Here is an 18,825-nt window from a genome sequence, read left to right on the forward strand (position 1 = left end):
CCACCGAGCCCACGTCGTCAGTGTGGCCGGTGAGAGTGCGCAGCAGGCGGCCGGAAGAAGCATCCCAGAGCCGGGCCGTACGGTCTTCGCTTGCGGTGGCCAGGGTGCGGCCGTCCGGACTGAACACCACCGAGCCCACGTCGTCAGTGTGGCCGGTGAGAGTGCGCAGCAGGCGGCCGGAAGAAGCATCCCACAGGCGGGCCGTATCGTCGAGGCTGGTGGTGGCCAGGGTGCGGCCCTCCGGACTGAACACCACGGAGCTCACGCTGTCGGTGTGGCCGGTGAGAGTGTGCAACAGGCGGCCGGAAGAAGCGTCCCACAGGCGGGCCGTATCGTCGAGGCTTGCGGTGGCCAGGGTGCGGCCCTCCGGACTGAACACCACCGACCGCACCCGGTCGGTGTGGCCGGTGAGGGTGTGGGGGAGGGGGGTTGCGGCGGCGGTGCGGAGGCTGGAGGTGGCTTCAGCGGTGGGGGAGGTGCGGTAGGCGTAGGCGGCGAGGAGGGCGGCGAGGTCTGGTTCGGTGTCGATGAGGCTGTCGGATGCAGCGGCGAGTTCCCGGGAGATGGCTTGCTGGCGGGCAGTGATGGCGTTCTGGCGGGCGGTAATGGCGTTGTTCCATTGCCAGCTGGCCAGGACGGTGGCGATGAGGGTGAGGGTGAGCAGGCCGACCAGGAGGTAGATGCGCAGGCGGGCGCGGTGGCGGCTTTTGGTGATGTAGCGGTGGATGTGGGCGGGCAGCCCGCGCTGGCGGGCGTATTCGGTGCCTACGGCAAGGTCGCTGCCGTGCAGCAGCCGGCCGGCTTCCCGGTGGCGTTTCCAGCGGGTGTGCTGTTCTTCGGCGCGGTGGAGCCAGCGGTGGAAGTCCTGGTCCTTGGTGACCCAGGCGCGCAGGTCGGGCCAGTCACGGACGAGGGAGTCGTGGATGAGTTCCGCGACCGGCTCGCGGGGTTCCGGGCCTGTGCGGGATGTGTGGGTGATGATGATCCGGTGGCGGGTGAGGGCGTTCAGGACGGCGTCGACGTCGTTGTGTCGGCGTGAGGTTGGAGGCGTGGTGTGGGGCTGGTCGAAAAGAGCGTGGAGGGTGAACAGGGGGCGTTGGAGGCGGGCTGCGGGGGTGGCGTGGTCGGGGTGAGCGGGTAGGACCAGGGCAGTCAGGATCTGGCGGGCGATGTCGTGGTGGGGCTTGGGCAGGTCGTCGAAGACGCGGGTGCACCAGGTGGTCAGGGCGCCGGTGACGGTGCCGATGCGTTCGTAGGCTTGGTGGGTGAGCCGGCCGTCGGTGCGGCGCTGCCACAGTTGGTGCAGGGTGAGCTGCAGGGCGGGCAGGGAGGTGACCGGCGTGGTGCGGGCCGTGCCGCTGCCTGCTGCGGTGTCCGTGCCGGGCTGGGGGCTGTCGAGCAGGTCGGCGATGAGGCGGTTGGTCAGGCCTTCTTCGATGTGCAGTCCGGCGTGGGCGGCGGGGTGTTCGATGATGGCGCGCAGGTCGCGTTCGCTGAGCGTGGCGGGGATGTTCAAGGGTGGGGAGACAGCCTCCAGCAGGGCGGGCGCGCGGGCGGCCAGGGGTGCGTAGAAGTCGTCACGCATGATCAGGATCAGGGTGACCGGGGCCCGGGAGCCGGCCAGATGGGCCAGTTGGGTTAGTTGCTCGACTGCCGGACCGATGCCGTCACCGTCTGGAGTTTCGGTGGGGGCGAGCAGTTCTTCGAACTGGTCGATGACCAACAGCACCCGGATGTGCGCTGGTTGTTCGTCCAGCAGGCGCCGGGCAGCGGCCTCGATCCCCTCGGAGACGGCGCCGGGCAGGCCGTGGCGTTCGGCTGCGGCCAACAGGTCGTGGCCGGGGCGGGGGACAAGCACGGGCAGCCAGCGATCGCTACCAGGCACCGCCGTCCCTTCGGCCAGCGCGGGCAGGACTCCGGCCTGCAGGAGGGAGGATTTACCCGATCCGGACGGGCCCAGCAGCATCAGCGCCCCGGTGGGCCCGCGCATCGACGCGATGACGAGGTCCTGCGCTGTAGCGCGGCCGTGGAAGAAGGCGGCGTGCTCGGTGGTGAGCGGCTCCAGGCCCGGATACGGGCGCAACGCCAGCTCGGCCAGGTCGGGGCAGAGAGCGCGCAGGACCTTCACGGGAGTCGCATAGGCGGTACTCAGGCCGCGGGAGTGCCGGTCAGCGGCGGTGATAGCGGTCACCATACCGATCACCAGGCCGGTGATGTCATCGACGACCGGGGCGCCGCTGAAGCCCTCGGTGAGGTCATTGGCCTCGGTCAACTGCAGCAGACCCCCCGCCCCCGCTCCGGTGGGGCTGTCCAGGACATGCCCCACCGTCAGATGCCCGAAGTGCCCGCCGGGCCGGGCCTGTCGGGGGAAACCGTAGGAGCTGGCCGGGTGCCCCCGGCAGCCCTCGGCGCTGCCCAAAGCGAGCACCGGCACACCCGGCGGCAGGCCATCGAGCCGCAGGAACGCCACATCCTCCGCTTCCACCTCTCGCCACGTCCCGGCCTCCACCACCCCCCACGTCTCCAGGGACTCGGGCTGGCCGAGGAAGGCCAGCGACAGGCGGTCCCCGGGACCGCAGCCGGCCGCGCGCACCACGTGAGCACAGGTGACCAGCAGATCCTGACCGGCCAGGAAACCCGCCCCGGCGACCACGCCGCGCACAGTGCGGATCTCAGCGACCGACCGGGAAAACCCCCGCCCCGCCCCATCCAACGGGTTCACCGTGCCCTTCGTGGGCTGCTGTCAGCGGCCCTCATGGTCTTCGCCGGTGGAGGGGACGGGTGTGGCATGCCAGGTGACAGTGACGGTCAGGTGGCAGCCCGTCTCGGTCCTGGCGATCACGGCGCCGGCCTCGGCGGACAGGTCGACACCGAACTCGATGACGACCTCGTCCGGACCCGCCTGCCGCAACTGCTCCAGCGCCGCCCGTGCCATGCCCGTCACCGGCTGCAGAGCCTGCTGCACCGTGTGCGGCAACTCCTGAACAGCGTCTGCCAGCCGTCCCACCTTCACCGGCCCGTCCGGCTCCTGCCGTGTCGCCAGCAGGACCGAGCCTCCGTTCTCCAGCGGCAGCCGCGCGAGAACCCCCACTCCAACCTCCCCGTCACTGAAAGCCCCAGATCTTGAACGCAGCGTCCGGAGCATGAGCGAGAGAAACGCTAGCCCACGTGGCGCAATCCAACTGGAAATCGGGTGAATCAGAGTGAAGCTTTCGTTGGCAGGCGTCCTCGTCTCGGGAGTTGAGGAACATCCGTGCCCGGGCGTCAGCCACGACGCCTCCGGTTCGTCCTGCATCTGCAGTCGGCTTGTAAGCAACACCTATGATGCGGTGCCGAGATGCCCAGCCACGCACCCGGCACGAAAGAGTCGCTGCTACCGCCCTGTCGGTCCTGCTCGGCGGGCGCCGCGGGCGCGGGCGGCGTCGAGGCCCTCGCTGGTGCCCTGGACGATGAGTTCGCGGATGAACTCCGCGAGGGCGGCGAAGACATGGAAGACGAGCCGGCCGCCTGGGGTGGCGGTGTCCAGGTTCTCGTCCAGGGAGGTGAAGCCGATGCCGCGCTTGCGCAGTCCTGCCACGATGGCGATGAGGTCCTGGATGGAGCGGCCGAGGCGGTCGAGGGAGGGCACCACGAGGGTGTCGCCCTCGCGGGCGTAGTCGAGGGCATTCGAGAGTTCTTCGCGCTCGGCGTTCTTGCCGGACTTCTTGTCGGACTAGATCCGAGGGCAGACGGCCGCGTTGAGCGCGTAGATCTGGCGGTCCAGCAACTGCCCCTTCGTCGAAACCCTCGCATAGCCGATTGACTTCCCGTTGGGGATGGAAGGGACGGGGGCCAGCGGGTCATCAACGTCGCGGGGCTGCTGCGCCCGCAGATCGTACTCACAAATCCGGGGTGCCCGAGTTGTTGAGCACCCCGACTTCCTGACACCGTTTATGAGCATGATCCCGGCCGGACCGGCTTCCTCCGGACCAATTTTTGATCTTGCCCATCTATCGACCGGTACATGAGCAAGATCGGAAATGGCGTCCCGGGGCCCTTCCGTCAGCGCCCGGCCGGAAGGTCGCCTCAGTGGCAGTGCATGCGGGTCGCGGTGGCGGGAGGGTGGCGCGTTGCCGCTCCCGCACGGCTACCCGCTGCGGGTCTGCCGGTCGATCATGGAGACCAGGGTCGAGACGAGTTCCTCGGCCGTGATGTGCCACTTGTCCGCGTCCAGGTGCCCGCTGACCTCCATATCAGTGATCCCGTGCACGCTGGTCAACAGCAGCGCTGCGTATCGACTGGTGTGCTGGGCGCCGACCAGATCGCCGACGATGGCGAGGAACTCGTCCTGGGCACGGTCGCCCGCCTGCGTCGCCGCGCGGATCGCCGCCGGGTCGCCGGCCGGGGAGGCGAACATCAGCCGGTACAGGTGCGGCTGACGGCGGCCGATCGTCATCAGCGCGGAAAGTGCGCGGCGCAGCTTGTCGGCCGGGGGCGCCTGCGGATCGGTGCGCACGTCCTGCGCCTGATCCGCGAGCCGGTCCAGGGCTTCGGCTGCCACGGCGGTCAGCAGGCTGTCCTTGTCGGGGAAGTGCCGGTACGGCGCCCCGCGGGTGACCCCCGCGCGCGCCCCGACCTCGCGCAACGTCACCGCGCCCGGCCCGCCGCTGTCCAGCAGGTCGGCGGCCGCGTCCAGCAGGGCGCGTCGCGTTGCGGCGGCGGATTCCACTCGGCTGACCATGCCGATCACTATACAGTTGACACTGTCATCTGAGTGGTCCACCCTTGTTAAGGTGACAACGTCATCTGAAACTGCGCTGGAAGACCGCGGCTGCGTCGTCGTGACCGGAGCCTCGACCGGGATCGGCGCGGCGTCCGCCCGCGAGCTGGCCCGCCGGGGATTCCACGTCCTCGCCGGCGTCCGCCGCGACCAGGATGCCGACGCGCTCCGCGCCCCGGGCATCGAGCCGGTCATCCTCGACATCACCCGGCCCGACCACATCGCCGAGCTGGCCGCCCGCGTCGGCTCGCAGACAGGTGCGTTGCGGGCGTTGGTGAACAACGCCGCCATCTCCGTCAACGCCCCGGTCGAGGCCCTGCCGCTGGACGAGTGGCGCCGACTGTACGAGGTCAACCTGTTCGGCCACGTCGCCGTCACCCAGGCACTGCTGCCCGCCCTGCTGCGCCACCATGGCCGGGTGGTCAACATCAGCTCGGTCGGCGGGAAGGTCGCCATGGCCACCTTCGGCCCCTACGCGGGCACGAAGTTCGCCCTGGAGGCGGTCAGCGACGCGCTGCGCCGGGAAGTGACGCCGCTGGGCGTGCGCGTGGTGGTCGTCGAGCCCGGCGGGGTCCGCACCGAGATGGGCGACCGGGGCATCGCCACCACGAGCCGGCTGGCCCAGGCCATGTCACCGGAACAGCGGGATCGCTACGGACCGCTGGTCCAGGCGGTCATCGCGCTGACCGCCGCGGGCACCGCGAGCGGAAAGACCGCCGACGATGCCGCCCGGGTGATCGCCAAGGCCGTGACCGCCAGGAAGCCCCGCACGCGCTACACCGTCGGTCGCGACGCGGCCGTACTCACCCGGCTGTCGCGGGTACTGCCGGACCGGATGCTCGACCGCATCAGTGCGGCCGCCCTCCGCCCGCACTACCCGAAGACCACCACCCCGCAGGAAACCCACGTTCGAACGAGCAGCTGCTGACCACGCGGGCATGCCGCTGCCCAGGCCCTGATACGGCCCGTACGTTCCAGGCGTCCCGGGTGGGGAGAGAGACGGCCCCGCCCCGGACGCCTGGTCGCCGCACCCACGGAGTCCGTCACTTTCACGGCTGCTACTCCGTCGGCCACGACGCCCTATGGGGCGTCAACCGCAAGAAGAAGAGTGCGGTGAACACCCTGGCCGCACTCAGGTCGATCCGCGCGGCCAGGCCGGACGGCGCCCCGATCTACGTCATCCTGGACAACCTCTCCGCCCACAAGGGCGAGCAGATCCGATGCTGGGCCAGGAAGAACCGCGTCGAACTGTGCTTTACCCCGACCTACGCGTCCTGGGCCAACCCGATCGAGGCCCACTTCGGACCGCTGCGGCAGTTCACCGTCGCCAACTCCCACCACCGCAACCACACGGTCCAGACCAGGACCTTGCACGCCTACCTCCGCTGGCGCAATCAGAAGGCCCGCCACCCCGCCATCCTGGCCACCCAGCGTCGCGAGCGCAGCCGCAGCGAGAAGGGTGTCCGCTGGGGTGGGCGTCCACTGACAGCAGCCCGACCAGCGTGGATGCTTCTGGCAGTCATTCAGTCAGCGCTGCCTGGAGGGCATCGAAGGTCTCGCGTAGTTCGGGAGTGGTAATCGGATCGATCTCCATCTGAAAATGGCACACGTCGTCGTCTCCGTCAGGCGTGAGCCGCACGAAGAAGGCGAAGCCGTCCCCGACGGGCTCCGCCGTCAAGGCCAGAGGGTTGTTGCGTCCGGAGCTCACCACTTCGGAGAAGCGTCCGCCCGACGGTGCCTGCAGGCGAGAGAGCATCCGTGCTGCGAAGTCAGCGACCTCTGCGGTGCTGAGGTATGCTGTGAAGTCGGCTGTCAGGCAAGAGCACCAGTCGGCTGTGACCTGCCAACTGTCCTCATCGGTCCGAGTCACTGCCAGCCACGCGCTATCACTCCCGAGGCGTATCCGCGGCTGTTCCATCAGCTCCTCCTCCGATCCGCACCTGAGCCCAAGATCTTATGGTGCGGACCTTCCCGCCTGCAGCCCCTGCGGCTCACCACCTCGCACGTCACCGCCCCGGGGAACCTTCCCGGTCAGAGCACTAGCGACGGCACGGGGCCGCGAAGCGGCCGGCCGGAACACCGGGCGTGGACGGTCCGATCGGCGGGAGACCCGCCGTGGAACGGACCGTCCTGCCGCCACCGATCAGGAACTACCCGCGCCCCTGCACAGGCGCAGCGTCAGGATCTGGAAGGGCCGGAGTGTCAAATCCACTCGGCCGCCGCCGGTCACCGGGTGCCCTGACGCGTCCGGAAGCGGCCTTTCGAGCAGATCCGTCTCGATCGCCTCGGCGAGCGGGAAGCCCGTCGTCAGCGTGCCGGAGGTACGCGCGCCTGCAGCCTCGTAGATGCGGACCACGACATCGCCGCTGCCGTCCTCGGCAAGCTTGACGGCTTCGACGACGAGTGCGTCGTCGTCGACGGACACCAGTGGTTCGACGGTCCGGCCCGCACCGGTGACCGTGCGCTCGGGCAGGTTGATCCGATGGCCCTCGCGGACGGCGTCGACGACGCCCGCGCCCGGGGCGAGCCCGAACCGCAGACAGTGGCGGCCCTGGTCGGTCTGCGGGTCGGGGTAGCGCGGGGCGCGCAGCAGGGACAGGCGAACGGTCGTGGTCTGGCCCCCGTCCGCGCGCATGTCGCGCGTGACGTCATGGCCGTACGTGGAGTCGTTGACGAGGGCCACGCCCCAGCCCGGCTCTTCGACCTGAAGCCAGCGGTGGGCGCAGATCTCGAATTTCGCGGCCTCCCACGAGGTGTTGGTGTGGGTGGAGCGGTAGACGTGCCCGAACTGGGTTTCGGCGGCGGAGCGGTCGGCCTTCACGTCCAGCGGGAAGGCAGCCTTGAGGAACTGCTCTGTCTCGTGCCAGTCCACCTCGGCGTCGACGTCCAGCACCTTGGAGCCGGCGCGCAGCGTGAAGGTCTGCCGCACGGTGGAGTCGCCGAAGGAGCGGAAGACGCGGACGGAGACCCGGCCGCCGCCGGACTCGGCGAGGGTGATCTCGTCGACGTCCACCAGGTCGGTGACGTTGTGGCGGTAGAACGCGTCGATGTCCCAGGCGTCCCACATGTTGGGGAAGTCGGGGTGGATCTGCAGCAGCCCGCCGGCCTGCCCCGGGGCGATGGCCTCGCGCCGGGAGGCGACGTCGTACGCGGAAGTAATGAGTCCGCGGCCGTCGATCTCCACCCGCAGCAGGCCGTTGTCCACGGCGAAGCCCCCACCGGGGCGCGGCGACACGGCCACGGCCTGGGCCTGCTCGCGCGCGGCGGCCGGGGCGGCGCCCCCGCCGGGAACGCCGCCGCGGGCGTGCGGCGCCGCGTTGAAGACGACCTCCGTCCCGCCCTCGCCGGCCAGTGCGCCCTGCGCGCCTGCGATGAGAGCGGTCAGCTCGTCGCAGACACGCGCGTAGGTCTCCCGGGCCTCGCGGTGCACCCAGGCGATGGAGGAGCCCGGCAGGATGTCGTGGAACTGGTGCAGCAGCACCGTCTTCCAGATCCGCTCCAGGTCCGGCTTGGGGTAGCGGTAGCCGGGGACGCGCACGGCGGCGGTGGCGGCCCACAGCTCCGCTTCGCGCAGCAGGGACTCGCTGCGCCGGTTGCCCTGCTTGGTCCCCGCCTGCGAGGTGTAGGTGCCGCGATGTAGTTCGAGATAGAGCTCGCCCTGCCAGACGGGGGCGTCCTCGTACTCGGAGCGGGCCTTGTCGAAGAACGCGTCGGGCCGTTCGATCTCGACGCGCGGCGAGCCCTCCAGGTCGCGGGTGCGCCTGGCGCGGGCGAGGTGCTCGCGGGTCGGGCCGCCGCCGCCGTCGCCCCAGCCGAACGGCGCCAGCGAACGAGTGCCGCGGCCCTTCTCCCGGTAGTTGCGGGCGGCGTGGGCCAGCTGCTCCCCGCCGAGGTCGGCGTTGTAGGTGTCGATGGGCGGAAAGTGCGTGAAGACTCGGGTGCCGTCGATGCCCTCCCACCAGAATGTGTGGTGCGGGAAGTCGTTGACCTGGCTCCAGGAGATCTTCTGGGTGAGGAACCACGTGTTGCCGGCCAGTTTGACGATCTGCGGCAAGGCCGCGGTGTAGCCGAAGGAGTCCGGCAGCCACACCTCCTTCGTCTCGATGCCGAACTCGTCCAGGAAGAACTTCTTGCCGTAGAGGAACTGCCGGGCCATTGCCTCGCCGCCGACCATGTTCGTGTCGGACTCCACCCACATGCCGCCGACCGGGACGAACTGTCCGTCCCCGATCTTCTTCTTCACCTTCTCGAAGACCTCGGGCCTGTGCTCCTTGATCCAGGCCAGCTGCTGGGCCTGGGACATGGCGAAGACCAGCTCGGGGTGGTCGTCCATGAGGCTCACCATGTTGGAACAGGTGCGCGCCACCTTGCGCACCGTCTCCCGCAGCGGCCACAGCCAGGCGGAGTCGATGTGGGCGTGCCCGACGGCGCTGATGCGGTGCGCGGAGGCGTGGGCGGGGGCGGCGAGGACGCCGGCCAGCCGCTCCCGGGCGCGGGCGGCGGTGCCGGCGACGGCGGTGAGGTCGAGGGCGTCCAGGGCTCTCTCGACGGCGCGCAGGATCGCATGCCGTCGCGCGTCGTCCCGGGCGAGTTCGGCCATCAGGGACTGGAGCACTTCCAGGTCCTGGACGAGCTCCCAGACCTCGGTTTCGAAGACGGCCAGGTCCATGCGCGCCAGCCGGTACAGCGGACGGTCGCTCGCAGTGGTCCGGTCGCCCTCGCGGGTGGGGCCGTGGTGCACGAGGACCGGGTTGGCGGCGGCCTCGACGAACAGCTCGACATCCTCCCCGCCCTCGGCCCGTTCGTTGATCCTGACCCAGTCGTTGTACGGGTTGAGGGCTTTCACGGCCTCGCCGCTCGCCCGGTAGACCAGGCCCTCGCACTGGAATCCGGGCATCATCCGGTCGAAGCCCAGGTCGAGGACAGCCTCGACGGTGCGGCCCGCCCAGGCCCCGGGTACCTGACCGGTCACCTTGAACCAGGTGGTGCCCCAGGCAGGGCCCCAGGCGTCTCCGGCCCCGGCCGGCCGGTACGCGGCGGCGAGGCCTTCGGCGACGGGCGGCGGCTCGCCCGGCGCGTCCCACCGTTGCACGGCGAGAGGGACCGATGCGCTGTAGACGGCGGGCTTGACGCGCTCGCTGAGCACCCGGCGCAGCCGGTGTTCGACGATTTCACGGTCGTCGTGCATGAGAGAAGCTCCTAGGCGGTACGCGGGACGGCGGAGGGGGAAGGCTGCGGGCTACCAGGGCAGGTCTACCGGGGCCGGGGCCGACGCGGAGTAGTGCGCGCCGACGGCACGCACCGTGAGGCGGGTCCTGGCCTCGGACCCGCTGCGGCGGACGACCGGAACGTAGAACGCGCCGCCGCTGGTGCCGCCGAGGAAGCGGCGGCCGCCGCCGGGGAGTTCCTGGTGCACCACGTAGTGGCGCGCACCGCCGTCGCGCCGCCAGGCGAGGCGGACCTCGGCGGCGCCGGGCACGGTGGCACGGGACCCGGTGACGCGCAGTCCGGACGGCGCCGCGGGGGCCACCGGTTCGGTGTCACGGACGGCCAGCGCGCCCAGGCGCCAGCGGGCCGTGCCGCCGCCGGGCGAGGACAGGCGCACGCCCAGGGCGCGGATCGCGCGGATGCCGTCCAGGACTACGGCCGAGGTCGTCCAGCCGTCGGCGGCGGTGACGGCGGCGGCCGGCAGCAGCCGGTACGGAGCGGGCCGCCCGGGACGGGCGGCCTCGGTAACGGCGACGGCCACCTCGACGGTGACGGGTGCCGATCCGCCGTCGACGCGGTGGGCGATCTCCACGACGGCGTCGCACGCAGGCGTGAGCCGGGTCTGGTACAGCTCCAGCGTCACGGGGCAGGTGAGCGAGCCGTCGACCAGGACGCTGCTGCCGCCGTGCCAGGCGTCGGCGAAGTCGAAGCCCGCCTCGGGCCGCTCTCCTGCGGTGTGCAGCAGCCAGCGGCGGGCGGGCAGCACATCCTGCACGCCGAGATGGTTCCACTCCGTTTCGCCGGTGCGCTCGCCGTCCTCGTACCAGGCCACGCCGTGACCGGTGTTGAAGGTGGTGGCGAAGGGCAGCGAGGTGACGGTGGAGCTGTCGGCGACGTGCCGGGCGGCGGGCCGCCAGCGGCCGGGGCCCTCCGGACGGGCCGGATCACTGTGCTGCCCGGCCCAGAACCGGTCGTCGCGCGCATGGAACTGGGCCGGCGTGCGGGTGGCGTGGGGCAGCGAGTGCAGGGTCCACTCGGGGCGGTAGTAGCTGTAGGAGGTGACGTGGTCGCGCTCGTCGGGGGCGAAGGCGTCCCAGTCGTAGCTGCCGTTCCAGCCGCCGGGCTCCACGTTCAGGCCTGCGAACAGCTCGTACGGGGAGCGGCCCAGCCGTCGGGCGTAGGCGGCTGATGAGGCGAGTCTGGCCGCACTCCAGCGGAAGTCCAGGAACATGCCGTCGGCCTGACGCCGGCCGGCCCGGTGGAAGAAGGCGGCGTTGCGGTCGTTGAGGGCGCCCTGCCACGAGACGTCGCCCTCGATGGTGAAGGCGTCGTACCAGGTAATGGCGAGGTCCGGCGCACCCCGGCGCAGTGCAGCCGTGAAGTCGGCGAACAGGCGGCCGAGCTCGGGGTCGCCGCCGGAGGTCTCGCCATTGAGGAACCAGCCGTCGAAGCCGTGGGCGCGGGCCACCTGGATCAGCTTGTCGGCGATCGGGAAGCGGCCGGAGGCATCCTGCTGCACCAGCTCACGGGTCCACTTCAGCAGGCCGCCATAGGCGACGGGCGGCAGGAACACGTTGCCGAGGACACGCACGCCGTGCCGGTGGGCGGCGTCGACGACGGGGGCGTTGGGGGCGAGGATGACACCTTCGCCGGAAGAGCCGCCCCAGAAGACCAGCTCGTCGATGTAGGCCCAGTTGGTGAGCGCGTAGTAGTCGGCCTGCGCCGAGCCCTGGGAGGGGTTGGAGGCAGTGCCGGCGAAGGAGACCAGAGCGGTGACGCGGGCCTGGTCCCGGCGGGCGGTGGTGTTGGCCGGCGTGGGGGTGAAGCGCTCCGCGAGAGGCACGGAGGAGGTGTTGAACGGCAGGTCGGGGTCGTCCTGTGGACGCCAGTCCTTCAGGCTGCGCCAGACCGCGCCGGGGTCGGGGGGCTGGCTTTCGGGGAAGGTCTCGGGGTACCAGTACGAGGCATACGGCTGGAGGGTCCCGGCGGCGCCGGGACTGCCGGCGCCGCTGGCGGTTCCGGCGGCGAGCCAGTGCAGGGCGGCGGCCGACGTGCTCGCGGCGACGAGGGCGCGTCGGGTGATTCCGCGCCTCGCGGAGTCAGCCGCGAAGTCACGGGACTGGCGGTCGGTCACTGCGGTCTCCTGTCTGTGGGGTTGGTGCCGGTGGGCACCGTCACCCAACGTCCTGTGGGTGGACGAGTTCGGTGATGCCCCGTGCGGCCAGCTGCCCCGGGTCACCGGCCCGGTTCGCCAGTACGGCCGTGGCGCGCACCCCTTGAGCGGAAAGTCGCATCCAGGCTTCGAAGTACGCGCCGCCGGGAGCGCAGACCGAGCGCGTCGGCGCCGTGTCCTCCGCGCCGGCGTCCAGCACGAGAGCGGTGCGGCGGGGGGCCGCGGGGGCCGGCGGTTCACGCCTCAGCCTGGCGGCGAGGTCCGCGACGACCCGCCCGGCGGGTTTGACCTCGCGGTCGGCGGTGAGCAGCCCGAGGTCGTATTCGAGCTCGGGGAAGTCGGCCAGCGAGCGGGACACGTCGTGGGAGCACCACCAGGTGATGCCGTACAGGTCCTGGCAAGTCAGTACATTGGCAAGGGTGGCCTCGGTGAACTCGGCGGCGTGCTCGGGAGGGATCAGCGGCGCCGGGGCGCCGACTTCCTGAAGCCACACCGGGCGGTGCGGGTCTTCGGCCCAGGCCCGGGACAGCTCGACGAGGTACTCGGCCAGGCGCACGGTGGCGTCGCCGGTGTGGCCGTGGCGCTGCGCGGTGCCGTTGAAGACCCAGGAGTGGACGGTGGTCATGCGGCCGATGCGGGAGGCGTGCGCGGGGGTGAAGGGGTGGCCGTCCCGGAACCAGACCGCGTCGTACTCGCTGTGGGTGTGGGCCCGGCCGGGTGCGGCCCGCTCACAGACGGCGAGCAGCCGCTCCAACCACCGGCCGGCTTCCTCGTACGTGCACACGTCGGGGTCCGGGTGGGGTTTGCCGGAGAACTGGTTGACCTCGTTGCCGAGGCTGATGCCGAGGAAGTTCGGCCGGTCGGCGAGAGAGGCGGCGAGGGCGGCGAGGTAGCGCGCCTCGGCGTCGACGACGTCGGGGTCGATGAACATGTTCCTGCGGTGCCAGCTGTGCAGCCACGACGGCACGAAATCGAAGCTGGAAAGATGCCCCTGGAGCGCGTCGACGGCCACGGCGAGTCCGCGCTCGGCCGCAGCGTCCACCAGCCGCCCCAGCTGCTCGAGGGCGCGGCCGCGGATGAGCGTGCGGTTGGGCTGGAACAGCGGCCAGAGGGCGAAGGCCCTGATGTGGTCGAGGCCGAGGGCGGCCAGTGAGTCGAGATCCCGGCGGACGCTGTCCATTCCGGCGTCGTCGAAGTCGAGCCAGTGGTGGAACCAGCCCCGGGTGGGAGTGTAGTTCGCGCCGAGGCGCGGCGCGGACGGGGAGGGACGGCTCATGGTCGGTCGCTGCTTCCTGCACGGGGATGTATGGGGTGACGGGAGCTTTCAGGTCTTGAGCGCCCCCTCGCCCACACCCCTGAAGAAGAAGCGCTGAAGGGCGAAGAAGAGCAGCATCATGGGGGCGAGCGCGGCGATCGCGCCTGCGGCGATGAGCCGCTGGTCGTTGACGGTGGTGGCGCCCGCCAGGGTCTTCAGGCCGAGCTGGAGTGTGTAGTTGTCACTGCTGGAGAGCACGATCAGCGGCCACAGGAAGTCGTCCCAGGCGCCCATGAAGCTGGTGATGCAGACGACCGCGAGCGCGCCCTTGGCCGACGGTACGAACACCCGTGTGAAACGCTGCCATTCGTTGGCGCCGTCGAGAACGGCGGCCTCCTCCAGTTCTCCGGGCACCGCCAGGAACGCCGCCCGCATGATCAGGAGATTGAGCACGGAGACCGCCCCCGGCAGCCAGACGCCGATGAGGGTGTCCACCAGCCCCATCGAGCGGACCGTGAGGAACATCGAGATCATCACGGCTTCAAAGGGGAACATCAGCGTCGCGACGAGCACCGTGAACACGGCTTTTCGGCCCCTCCAGTCGGCCCGGGACAGGGCGTAGCCGCCCATGGCTGCGAAGACGCAGTTGGAGACGACGGCCAGCACGGCGACGGTCAGCGTATTGCCCACGTACTGGAACAGCGGGAAGGACTCGGCGACGCGCGCGTAGTTGCCGAGGGTGGGCCGGCTGGGCAGCACACCGTCGTACACGTTCTCGCCCCGGCCCCGGAGCGAGGTGAGGAACTGCCAGACGATCGGGCCCAGCATGACGACCAGCATCAGGCACAGGGCCAGATAGCGCCCGGCGAGCCCGAAGGCGGCCTGCGGCCGGGGCCGCCGCCCCTCTGAAACGGTGCGACGGCCGGAGGGGGCCGGGGCGGTCATCGCTCGTCTCCCTTCGACAGCCGGTGTCCCAGCAGGCTGAAGACCAGGGTCAGCAGGAACAGGAGGATCGACACGGCGGAGGCGTACCCGCTCTCCCCGGCGAAGCCGAGACCCACCTCACGGATCATGAACGGCAGGGTGCGGGCGTCGCCGCCGGGGCCTCCGCTCTCACCGCCGAGGATGTAGATCTCGGTGAAAACGCGCAGCGCGGAGATCGCCGAGAGGGTGCCCACCAGCAGCATCATCGGCTTGACGGAGGGGACGGTGATGCTGAAGAAGCGCCGCAGCGCGCCGGCGCCGTCCAGCGCGGCGGCCTCGTACAGCGCGGTCGGCACGTTTCCCAGGGCCGCCAGGTAGAAGACCATGTAGTAGCCGAGGCCTTTCCAGACCGTCACCGCCATCGCGGACAGCAGCAACGCCGTGGAGTCGGTGAGGAAGGGCACCGGGTCGGACACGAGCCTCAGCTTGAGGAAGACCGTGTTGACCAGTCCGTCGCTGCGCAGCGCCCACTGCCAGATCAGGCCGACGACCACCGTGGAGGCGATGACCGGGGTGTAGAAGGCCGAACGGAAGAACCCGATTCCGGGGATGTTCTTCTGCACGAGCACGGCGAGCGCCAGCGGCAGGAAGACCAGTGCCGGGACCACGACCGCGGTGTACAGAACCGAGTTGGCCAGGGCCTTCCAGAAGTCCGGGTCGTCCAGGGCCCGGGTGTAGTTGCCGAGGCCGACGAAGCTGCCGCCGCGCAGGATCTGGGCGTCGGTGAAGGAGAGGATGACGGTGTTGACGAAGGGCCAGAGGCTGAACAGTGCCACCATCGCCAGGCCGGGCAGCAGGAAGAGGTAGGGGGCCCACCAGCGCCGGTGCACCAGGCCAGTGGCTGTCTCCATCTCCTTCCGGCGGCGCCGCCGGTCGCGTCTGCTCGCCGGGGCGGCAGAGCCCGTCTCGGGAGGGTCCGCGAGCTCCGGGCCTGCGGTCTGCATCATCGGGTCCGTCACTGGTCCCGCTGCTTGGCGAGGATCTCGTTGGCGTCGCGCAGAGCCTTCTCGATCGCGCTCTGGGCGGAGATGTCACCCTTGATGGCCTTCTGCATATGGCGCACCACGGCGTCGCCGACCTGACTGGTCCACTGCACCGGGGTGTTGGCGTCCAGCTGCGCCTCGCGCAGCAGGCCCGCACCGGTGGCGCGGGCCGCGGTCTCGGCGTCGGAACCGTCGCCGGGATCGGTGAAGCGCGGGTCGTCGAGGCCCTCGGCGTTGGACGGGTAGACGGTGGCGTGCTGGGAGAACTCCACCTGGTTTGGCCCGTTGGTGACCCACTTGGCGAAGGCGGCTGCGGCGTCCACATGGTCGGTGTCCTTGCGCACGCCGACCGACTGGGTGTAGATGCCGATGTGGCCGAGTGTGCCGGTGATGGCTTCGGCGACGCCGGTGTCCTCGTAGACCTCCGGGGCGTTCTCCTTGATGTCCTTCACGAAGCCGGGCGAGCCGGGGCCGAAGACGAGCTTGGCCGCGCCGTAGAGCTGGTTGATGTCGGCGGCCCCGGTCAGTGACTCCCTGGGCATGGCGCCTTTCGCGTACAGGCTCGTCATGCGCTCGACCCACTCGACCGTCTTGGCGGTGTCGAAGATGAACTCGTCGCCCGCCTCGTCGAGGATGGGGACGCCCATCTTCTGCCAGTCGCCGGGCAGCCGGCCCGCCGGGTCGGCCATGAAGGCGCTGTACGCGCCGCCGGACCGCTCCGCGATCTGCTCGGCGCAGTCGAACAGCTCCTCCACGGTCGTCGGGGGCTTCCCCATGTCCAGGCCGGACTTCCTGAACAGGTCCTTGTTGTAGGTCAGGATCTCCGGTGTCACGTACCAGGGGTAGGCGTAGACCGCGTTCCCCTTGCCCGGGAGCTTGTACTGGTCCCAGGCACCCGGCACGAAGTCCGCCTGCGCCTGGGGGTCGAGCCGAGAGATGTCAGCCAGGATGCCGCGGTCGGCGAGCAGCTGGAAGGAGTCGGTGTTGACGTTGACGACGTCCGGCAGCGAGCCGGCCTGGGCGTCCGCGACGAGCTTCTCGTTGTAGCCCTCGCCGGGCACGTCTTCCCACTTCACGGTGACGTCCGGATGTTCCTTCTCGAAGGAGTCGATGACGCCTTGGATGTAGCCGGTGAAGGTCGGCTTGAGTTGTAAGGTCCGGAAGGTGATGTCGCCCTCGATGACGCCGGTCTTCCTCGGCAGGTCGTCCCCGGAGCCACCCGGTCCGCTCACCCCGCAGGCCCCGGTCGTCAGCACGGCGGCTGCCAGAGCCGCGGCGAGGGGGGATCCGGACAGGCGTCTGCGCATCTTGTCTCTCCTCTTCACGAAGGAAACCCGTCGCACCTCGAGTCGGCGGCGACAACGTTGTCGCCGTCCGGAGGCTCCGTCAACACCGTCGATGTCCCGCACCCGGACCGGGTGCGGGACCGGCACCGGATGAGGATCTTCCCGATGGCTCTGGTGCCTTCTTGAGATGCACTGATCCGCTTGAGTCTCCGTCGACTGCAGCTGCGTATCGATTCGATAACATGTATTCGGCAAGACCGGGCCCGTGCTCATCCCACCAGGGCGTGTACCTGATCGACGTCACACGGTTTGGCCAGCACAGCCAAGACGGTGCCCTGTGTGGTGATCGCTCGTCGGTCTGGCCAAGGGGCGGGGCACGCCCTGCACCGGCTCCACGCGGCGGCCTCATCGACGTATCCCGTGTCGTCCTCGACTCCGCCCATGTGAGGGCGCAAAGAAGACGGCGGCGATACCGGCCGGGCCCCGTGGACCGGGGCAGGCGGGGCTCCACGATGCACATCCTGTCGCACGTGAACGGACTGCTCTTGGCTGTCCGCGTCTCTGCCGCGAACGTCCACGACAGTGAGCTGCCCCGAGTTTCGTAGAGTCCAGTGATCTTGTTTCAGGCGGACTGCGGGGTCTGCTCCTGGCTCCGCCAGAAGGCTTCTTCGTACTCGGCGGGCGGTACGTAGTCGAGTGCCGAGTGGAGGCGTTCTTCGTTGTACCAGGTGATCCACTGGAAGATCGCCCGTTCGATCTGGTCGACGTCCTTCCAGGGACCCTGCATCTCGATCAGTTCGGCCTTGAAGGTGCCGTTCAGGGCCTCGGCCATCGCGTTGTCGTACGAGTCCGCGACCGAGCCGACCGATGCGGAGGCGCCGATGTCGGACAGTCGGTCGGTATAGCGAATTGATACGTATTGGGACCCGCGGTCGCTGTGGTGTATGAGGCCGGAGTCCTTCTTGATCCTCCGTCTCCACAGCGCCATCTCCAGTGCGTCCAGCGGGAGTTCGGTCCGCATGTGGTTCGCGACCTGCCAGCCGACGATCGTCCGGGAGTACACGTCCGGTACGAACGCCACGTATGCCCAGCCGGACCAGGTGCGGACATAGGTCATGTCCGCCACCCACAGCTGATCCGGGTGCGAGGCGGTGAAATCGCGGTCGATCAGGTCCGGCGGACGCGGTGCCGACGGTTCCGGAACCGTGGTCCGGCGCCGCCGGCCGCGGATGACGCCCTCCAGACCCAGCTCGGCCATCAGCCGCTCGACGGTGCAGCGGGCCACCTCGTGCCCCTTGCGCCGAAGTGCGCGGGTGATCCGGCGGGCACCATAGGTGGCCCCGGACTCCGCGTGAATCTTCTCGATCAGTGGCATCAGCTGCTCGTCGCGGAGCCGGCGGGCCGACTTCGGCCGCTTCTTGCGGGCGAAGTACGTCGACGGCGACAGCTCAAGAACCCGGCAGACGGGATCGACCCCGAGACCTCTGTCACGCAGGTGGTCGATCACCTGCTCGGCCTCGTCCGGGGACGGTCGATCTCCTGGGCAAAAAACACGCTGGCGGCTTTGAGGATCTCGTTCGCCCGCCTCAACTCCGCGACTTCTTTGCGGAGTTGCTTGAGCTCGTCCTGTTCGGCGGTGGTCAGCCGGTCGTCGCGCTCGCCGCGGTCGGCCTCGGCCTGGCGGACCCAGCCGCGCAGGGCCTCCTTGTGGATGCCCAGATCCTTCGCCACGTGGGCGATCGGGCGGCCGGTGGTGCGGACCTCACGGATCGCGCGCTCGCGGAGCTCGTCGGGGTATTTACGGGGTGCTGCCATGGTGCTGGTGGTTCTCCTTCGCCAGGACCGTAACCCTGGCATCAGGGACTCCACAAATCTCAGTACAGCTCACTGCGGTCGCTGCCAGACAGCCTGTCGGGTTCGTGACCTGCAGTGTTGAGAAGCCACTGACGAGCGGCGCAGGAACAGTCGCGGGTCGCCGGGCCCAGAAGCAGGGTGTGGCCAGCGACCGAAGCGACTCATCCCAGTGGTCGGCGAGGAGCAGCTCCTTGGCGTAGGCGTCGAGGCTGCCTGAGCCCTGCCAGACGTTGTCCGGGCAGAAGGCGTGATGCTCGGCGGCGACGACGAGAGCGTCGGGCAGTGTGCGGGGCGGGGCCGCGGCGGACAGCTACTACGAGAAC

At 70.0% G+C, this 18,825-nt stretch carries 13 protein-coding genes and 2 pseudogenes; 2 read left to right on the top strand and 13 right to left on the bottom strand.

Annotated elements, in window-relative coordinates; translation table 11 throughout:
- From I3F58_RS06225 to I3F58_RS06240, 4 genes and pseudogenes are all read right to left on the bottom strand, one after another.
- Nucleotides 1-2,653 (bottom strand): trypsin-like peptidase domain-containing protein (locus I3F58_RS06225; RefSeq protein ID WP_240107218.1); only part of this gene is annotated, 2,653 nt, incomplete at its 3' end.
- 90 nt (nucleotides 2,654-2,743) lie between these two features.
- Complete coding sequence (locus I3F58_RS06230; protein WP_240107219.1) at nucleotides 2,744-3,091, bottom strand: CU044_2847 family protein; 348 nt, start codon at nucleotides 3,089-3,091, stop codon at nucleotides 2,744-2,746.
- Between the two features lie 282 nt (nucleotides 3,092-3,373).
- Nucleotides 3,374-3,697, bottom strand: a pseudogene (locus I3F58_RS06235) (recombinase family protein); the annotation flags it as partial.
- Between the two features lie 429 nt (nucleotides 3,698-4,126).
- On the bottom strand, nucleotides 4,127-4,720 hold the full coding sequence (locus I3F58_RS06240; protein ID WP_240107220.1) for a TetR/AcrR family transcriptional regulator: 594 nt from the start codon (nucleotides 4,718-4,720) through the stop codon (nucleotides 4,127-4,129).
- A 52-nt stretch (nucleotides 4,721-4,772) separates the two neighbouring features.
- Between I3F58_RS06240 and I3F58_RS06245 the strand changes: the two genes are divergently transcribed.
- On the top strand, nucleotides 4,773-5,687 hold the full coding sequence (locus tag I3F58_RS06245) for an SDR family oxidoreductase (RefSeq protein ID WP_240107221.1): 915 nt from the start codon (nucleotides 4,773-4,775) through the stop codon (nucleotides 5,685-5,687).
- 23 nt (nucleotides 5,688-5,710) lie between these two features.
- Nucleotides 5,711-6,253: pseudogene (locus tag I3F58_RS06250) on the top strand (transposase); the annotation flags it as partial.
- Nucleotides 6,254-6,278: 25 nt separating this feature from the next.
- On the opposite strand, the gene I3F58_RS06255 reads toward I3F58_RS06250, so the two are convergent.
- From I3F58_RS06255 to I3F58_RS06300, 9 genes are all read right to left on the bottom strand, one after another.
- A complete protein-coding gene (locus tag I3F58_RS06255; RefSeq protein ID WP_240107222.1) occupies nucleotides 6,279-6,677 on the bottom strand; it encodes a hypothetical protein in 399 nt (132 codons plus the stop codon).
- Nucleotides 6,678-6,902: 225 nt separating this feature from the next.
- The gene (locus tag I3F58_RS06260) at nucleotides 6,903-9,947 is read right to left on the bottom strand and encodes a glycoside hydrolase family 38 C-terminal domain-containing protein (protein ID WP_240107223.1); all 3,045 of its coding nucleotides are present in this window, start codon (nucleotides 9,945-9,947) and stop codon (nucleotides 6,903-6,905) included.
- Nucleotides 9,948-9,998: 51 nt separating this feature from the next.
- Nucleotides 9,999-12,101 carry an endo-beta-N-acetylglucosaminidase gene (locus I3F58_RS06265; protein WP_240107224.1) on the bottom strand — a complete coding sequence of 701 codons (2,103 nt, stop codon included), beginning with the start codon at nucleotides 12,099-12,101 and terminating at the stop codon, nucleotides 9,999-10,001.
- A 40-nt stretch (nucleotides 12,102-12,141) separates the two neighbouring features.
- Nucleotides 12,142-13,416, bottom strand: coding sequence for a glycosyl hydrolase (locus tag I3F58_RS06270; RefSeq protein WP_240107225.1), 1,275 nt, complete (start codon nucleotides 13,414-13,416; stop codon nucleotides 12,142-12,144).
- A gap of 48 nt (nucleotides 13,417-13,464) precedes the next feature.
- Nucleotides 13,465-14,340 carry a carbohydrate ABC transporter permease gene (locus I3F58_RS06275; RefSeq protein WP_240107226.1) on the bottom strand — a complete coding sequence of 292 codons (876 nt, stop codon included), beginning with the start codon at nucleotides 14,338-14,340 and terminating at the stop codon, nucleotides 13,465-13,467.
- Nucleotides 14,337-15,230, bottom strand: coding sequence for a carbohydrate ABC transporter permease (locus tag I3F58_RS06280; protein ID WP_240107227.1), 894 nt, complete (start codon nucleotides 15,228-15,230; stop codon nucleotides 14,337-14,339). The genes I3F58_RS06275 and I3F58_RS06280 overlap by 4 nt, the downstream gene beginning before the upstream one ends.
- A gap of 104 nt (nucleotides 15,231-15,334) precedes the next feature.
- Entirely contained in the window at nucleotides 15,335-16,669 is a 1,335-nt protein-coding gene (locus I3F58_RS06285; RefSeq protein ID WP_240107228.1) for a sugar ABC transporter substrate-binding protein, read from the bottom strand.
- A 601-nt stretch (nucleotides 16,670-17,270) separates the two neighbouring features.
- Nucleotides 17,271-18,463, bottom strand: a protein-coding gene (locus tag I3F58_RS06295) for an IS3 family transposase (protein ID WP_374207915.1) whose coding sequence is annotated in 2 segments (ribosomal slippage) — nucleotides 17,271-18,199 and nucleotides 18,199-18,463 — 1,194 coding nt in all. Because the reading frame shifts where the segments join, the coding sequence is not laid out codon by codon here.
- The gene (locus I3F58_RS06300; RefSeq protein ID WP_308354956.1) at nucleotides 18,447-18,812 is read right to left on the bottom strand and encodes a DUF4253 domain-containing protein; all 366 of its coding nucleotides are present in this window, start codon (nucleotides 18,810-18,812) and stop codon (nucleotides 18,447-18,449) included. The genes I3F58_RS06295 and I3F58_RS06300 overlap by 17 nt, the downstream gene beginning before the upstream one ends.
- Nucleotides 18,813-18,825: the final 13 nt, after the last annotated feature.

The organism is Streptomyces sp. MUM 203J, assembly GCF_022414595.1.
Taxonomy (GTDB): Bacteria; Actinomycetota; Actinomycetes; order Streptomycetales; family Streptomycetaceae; genus Streptomyces.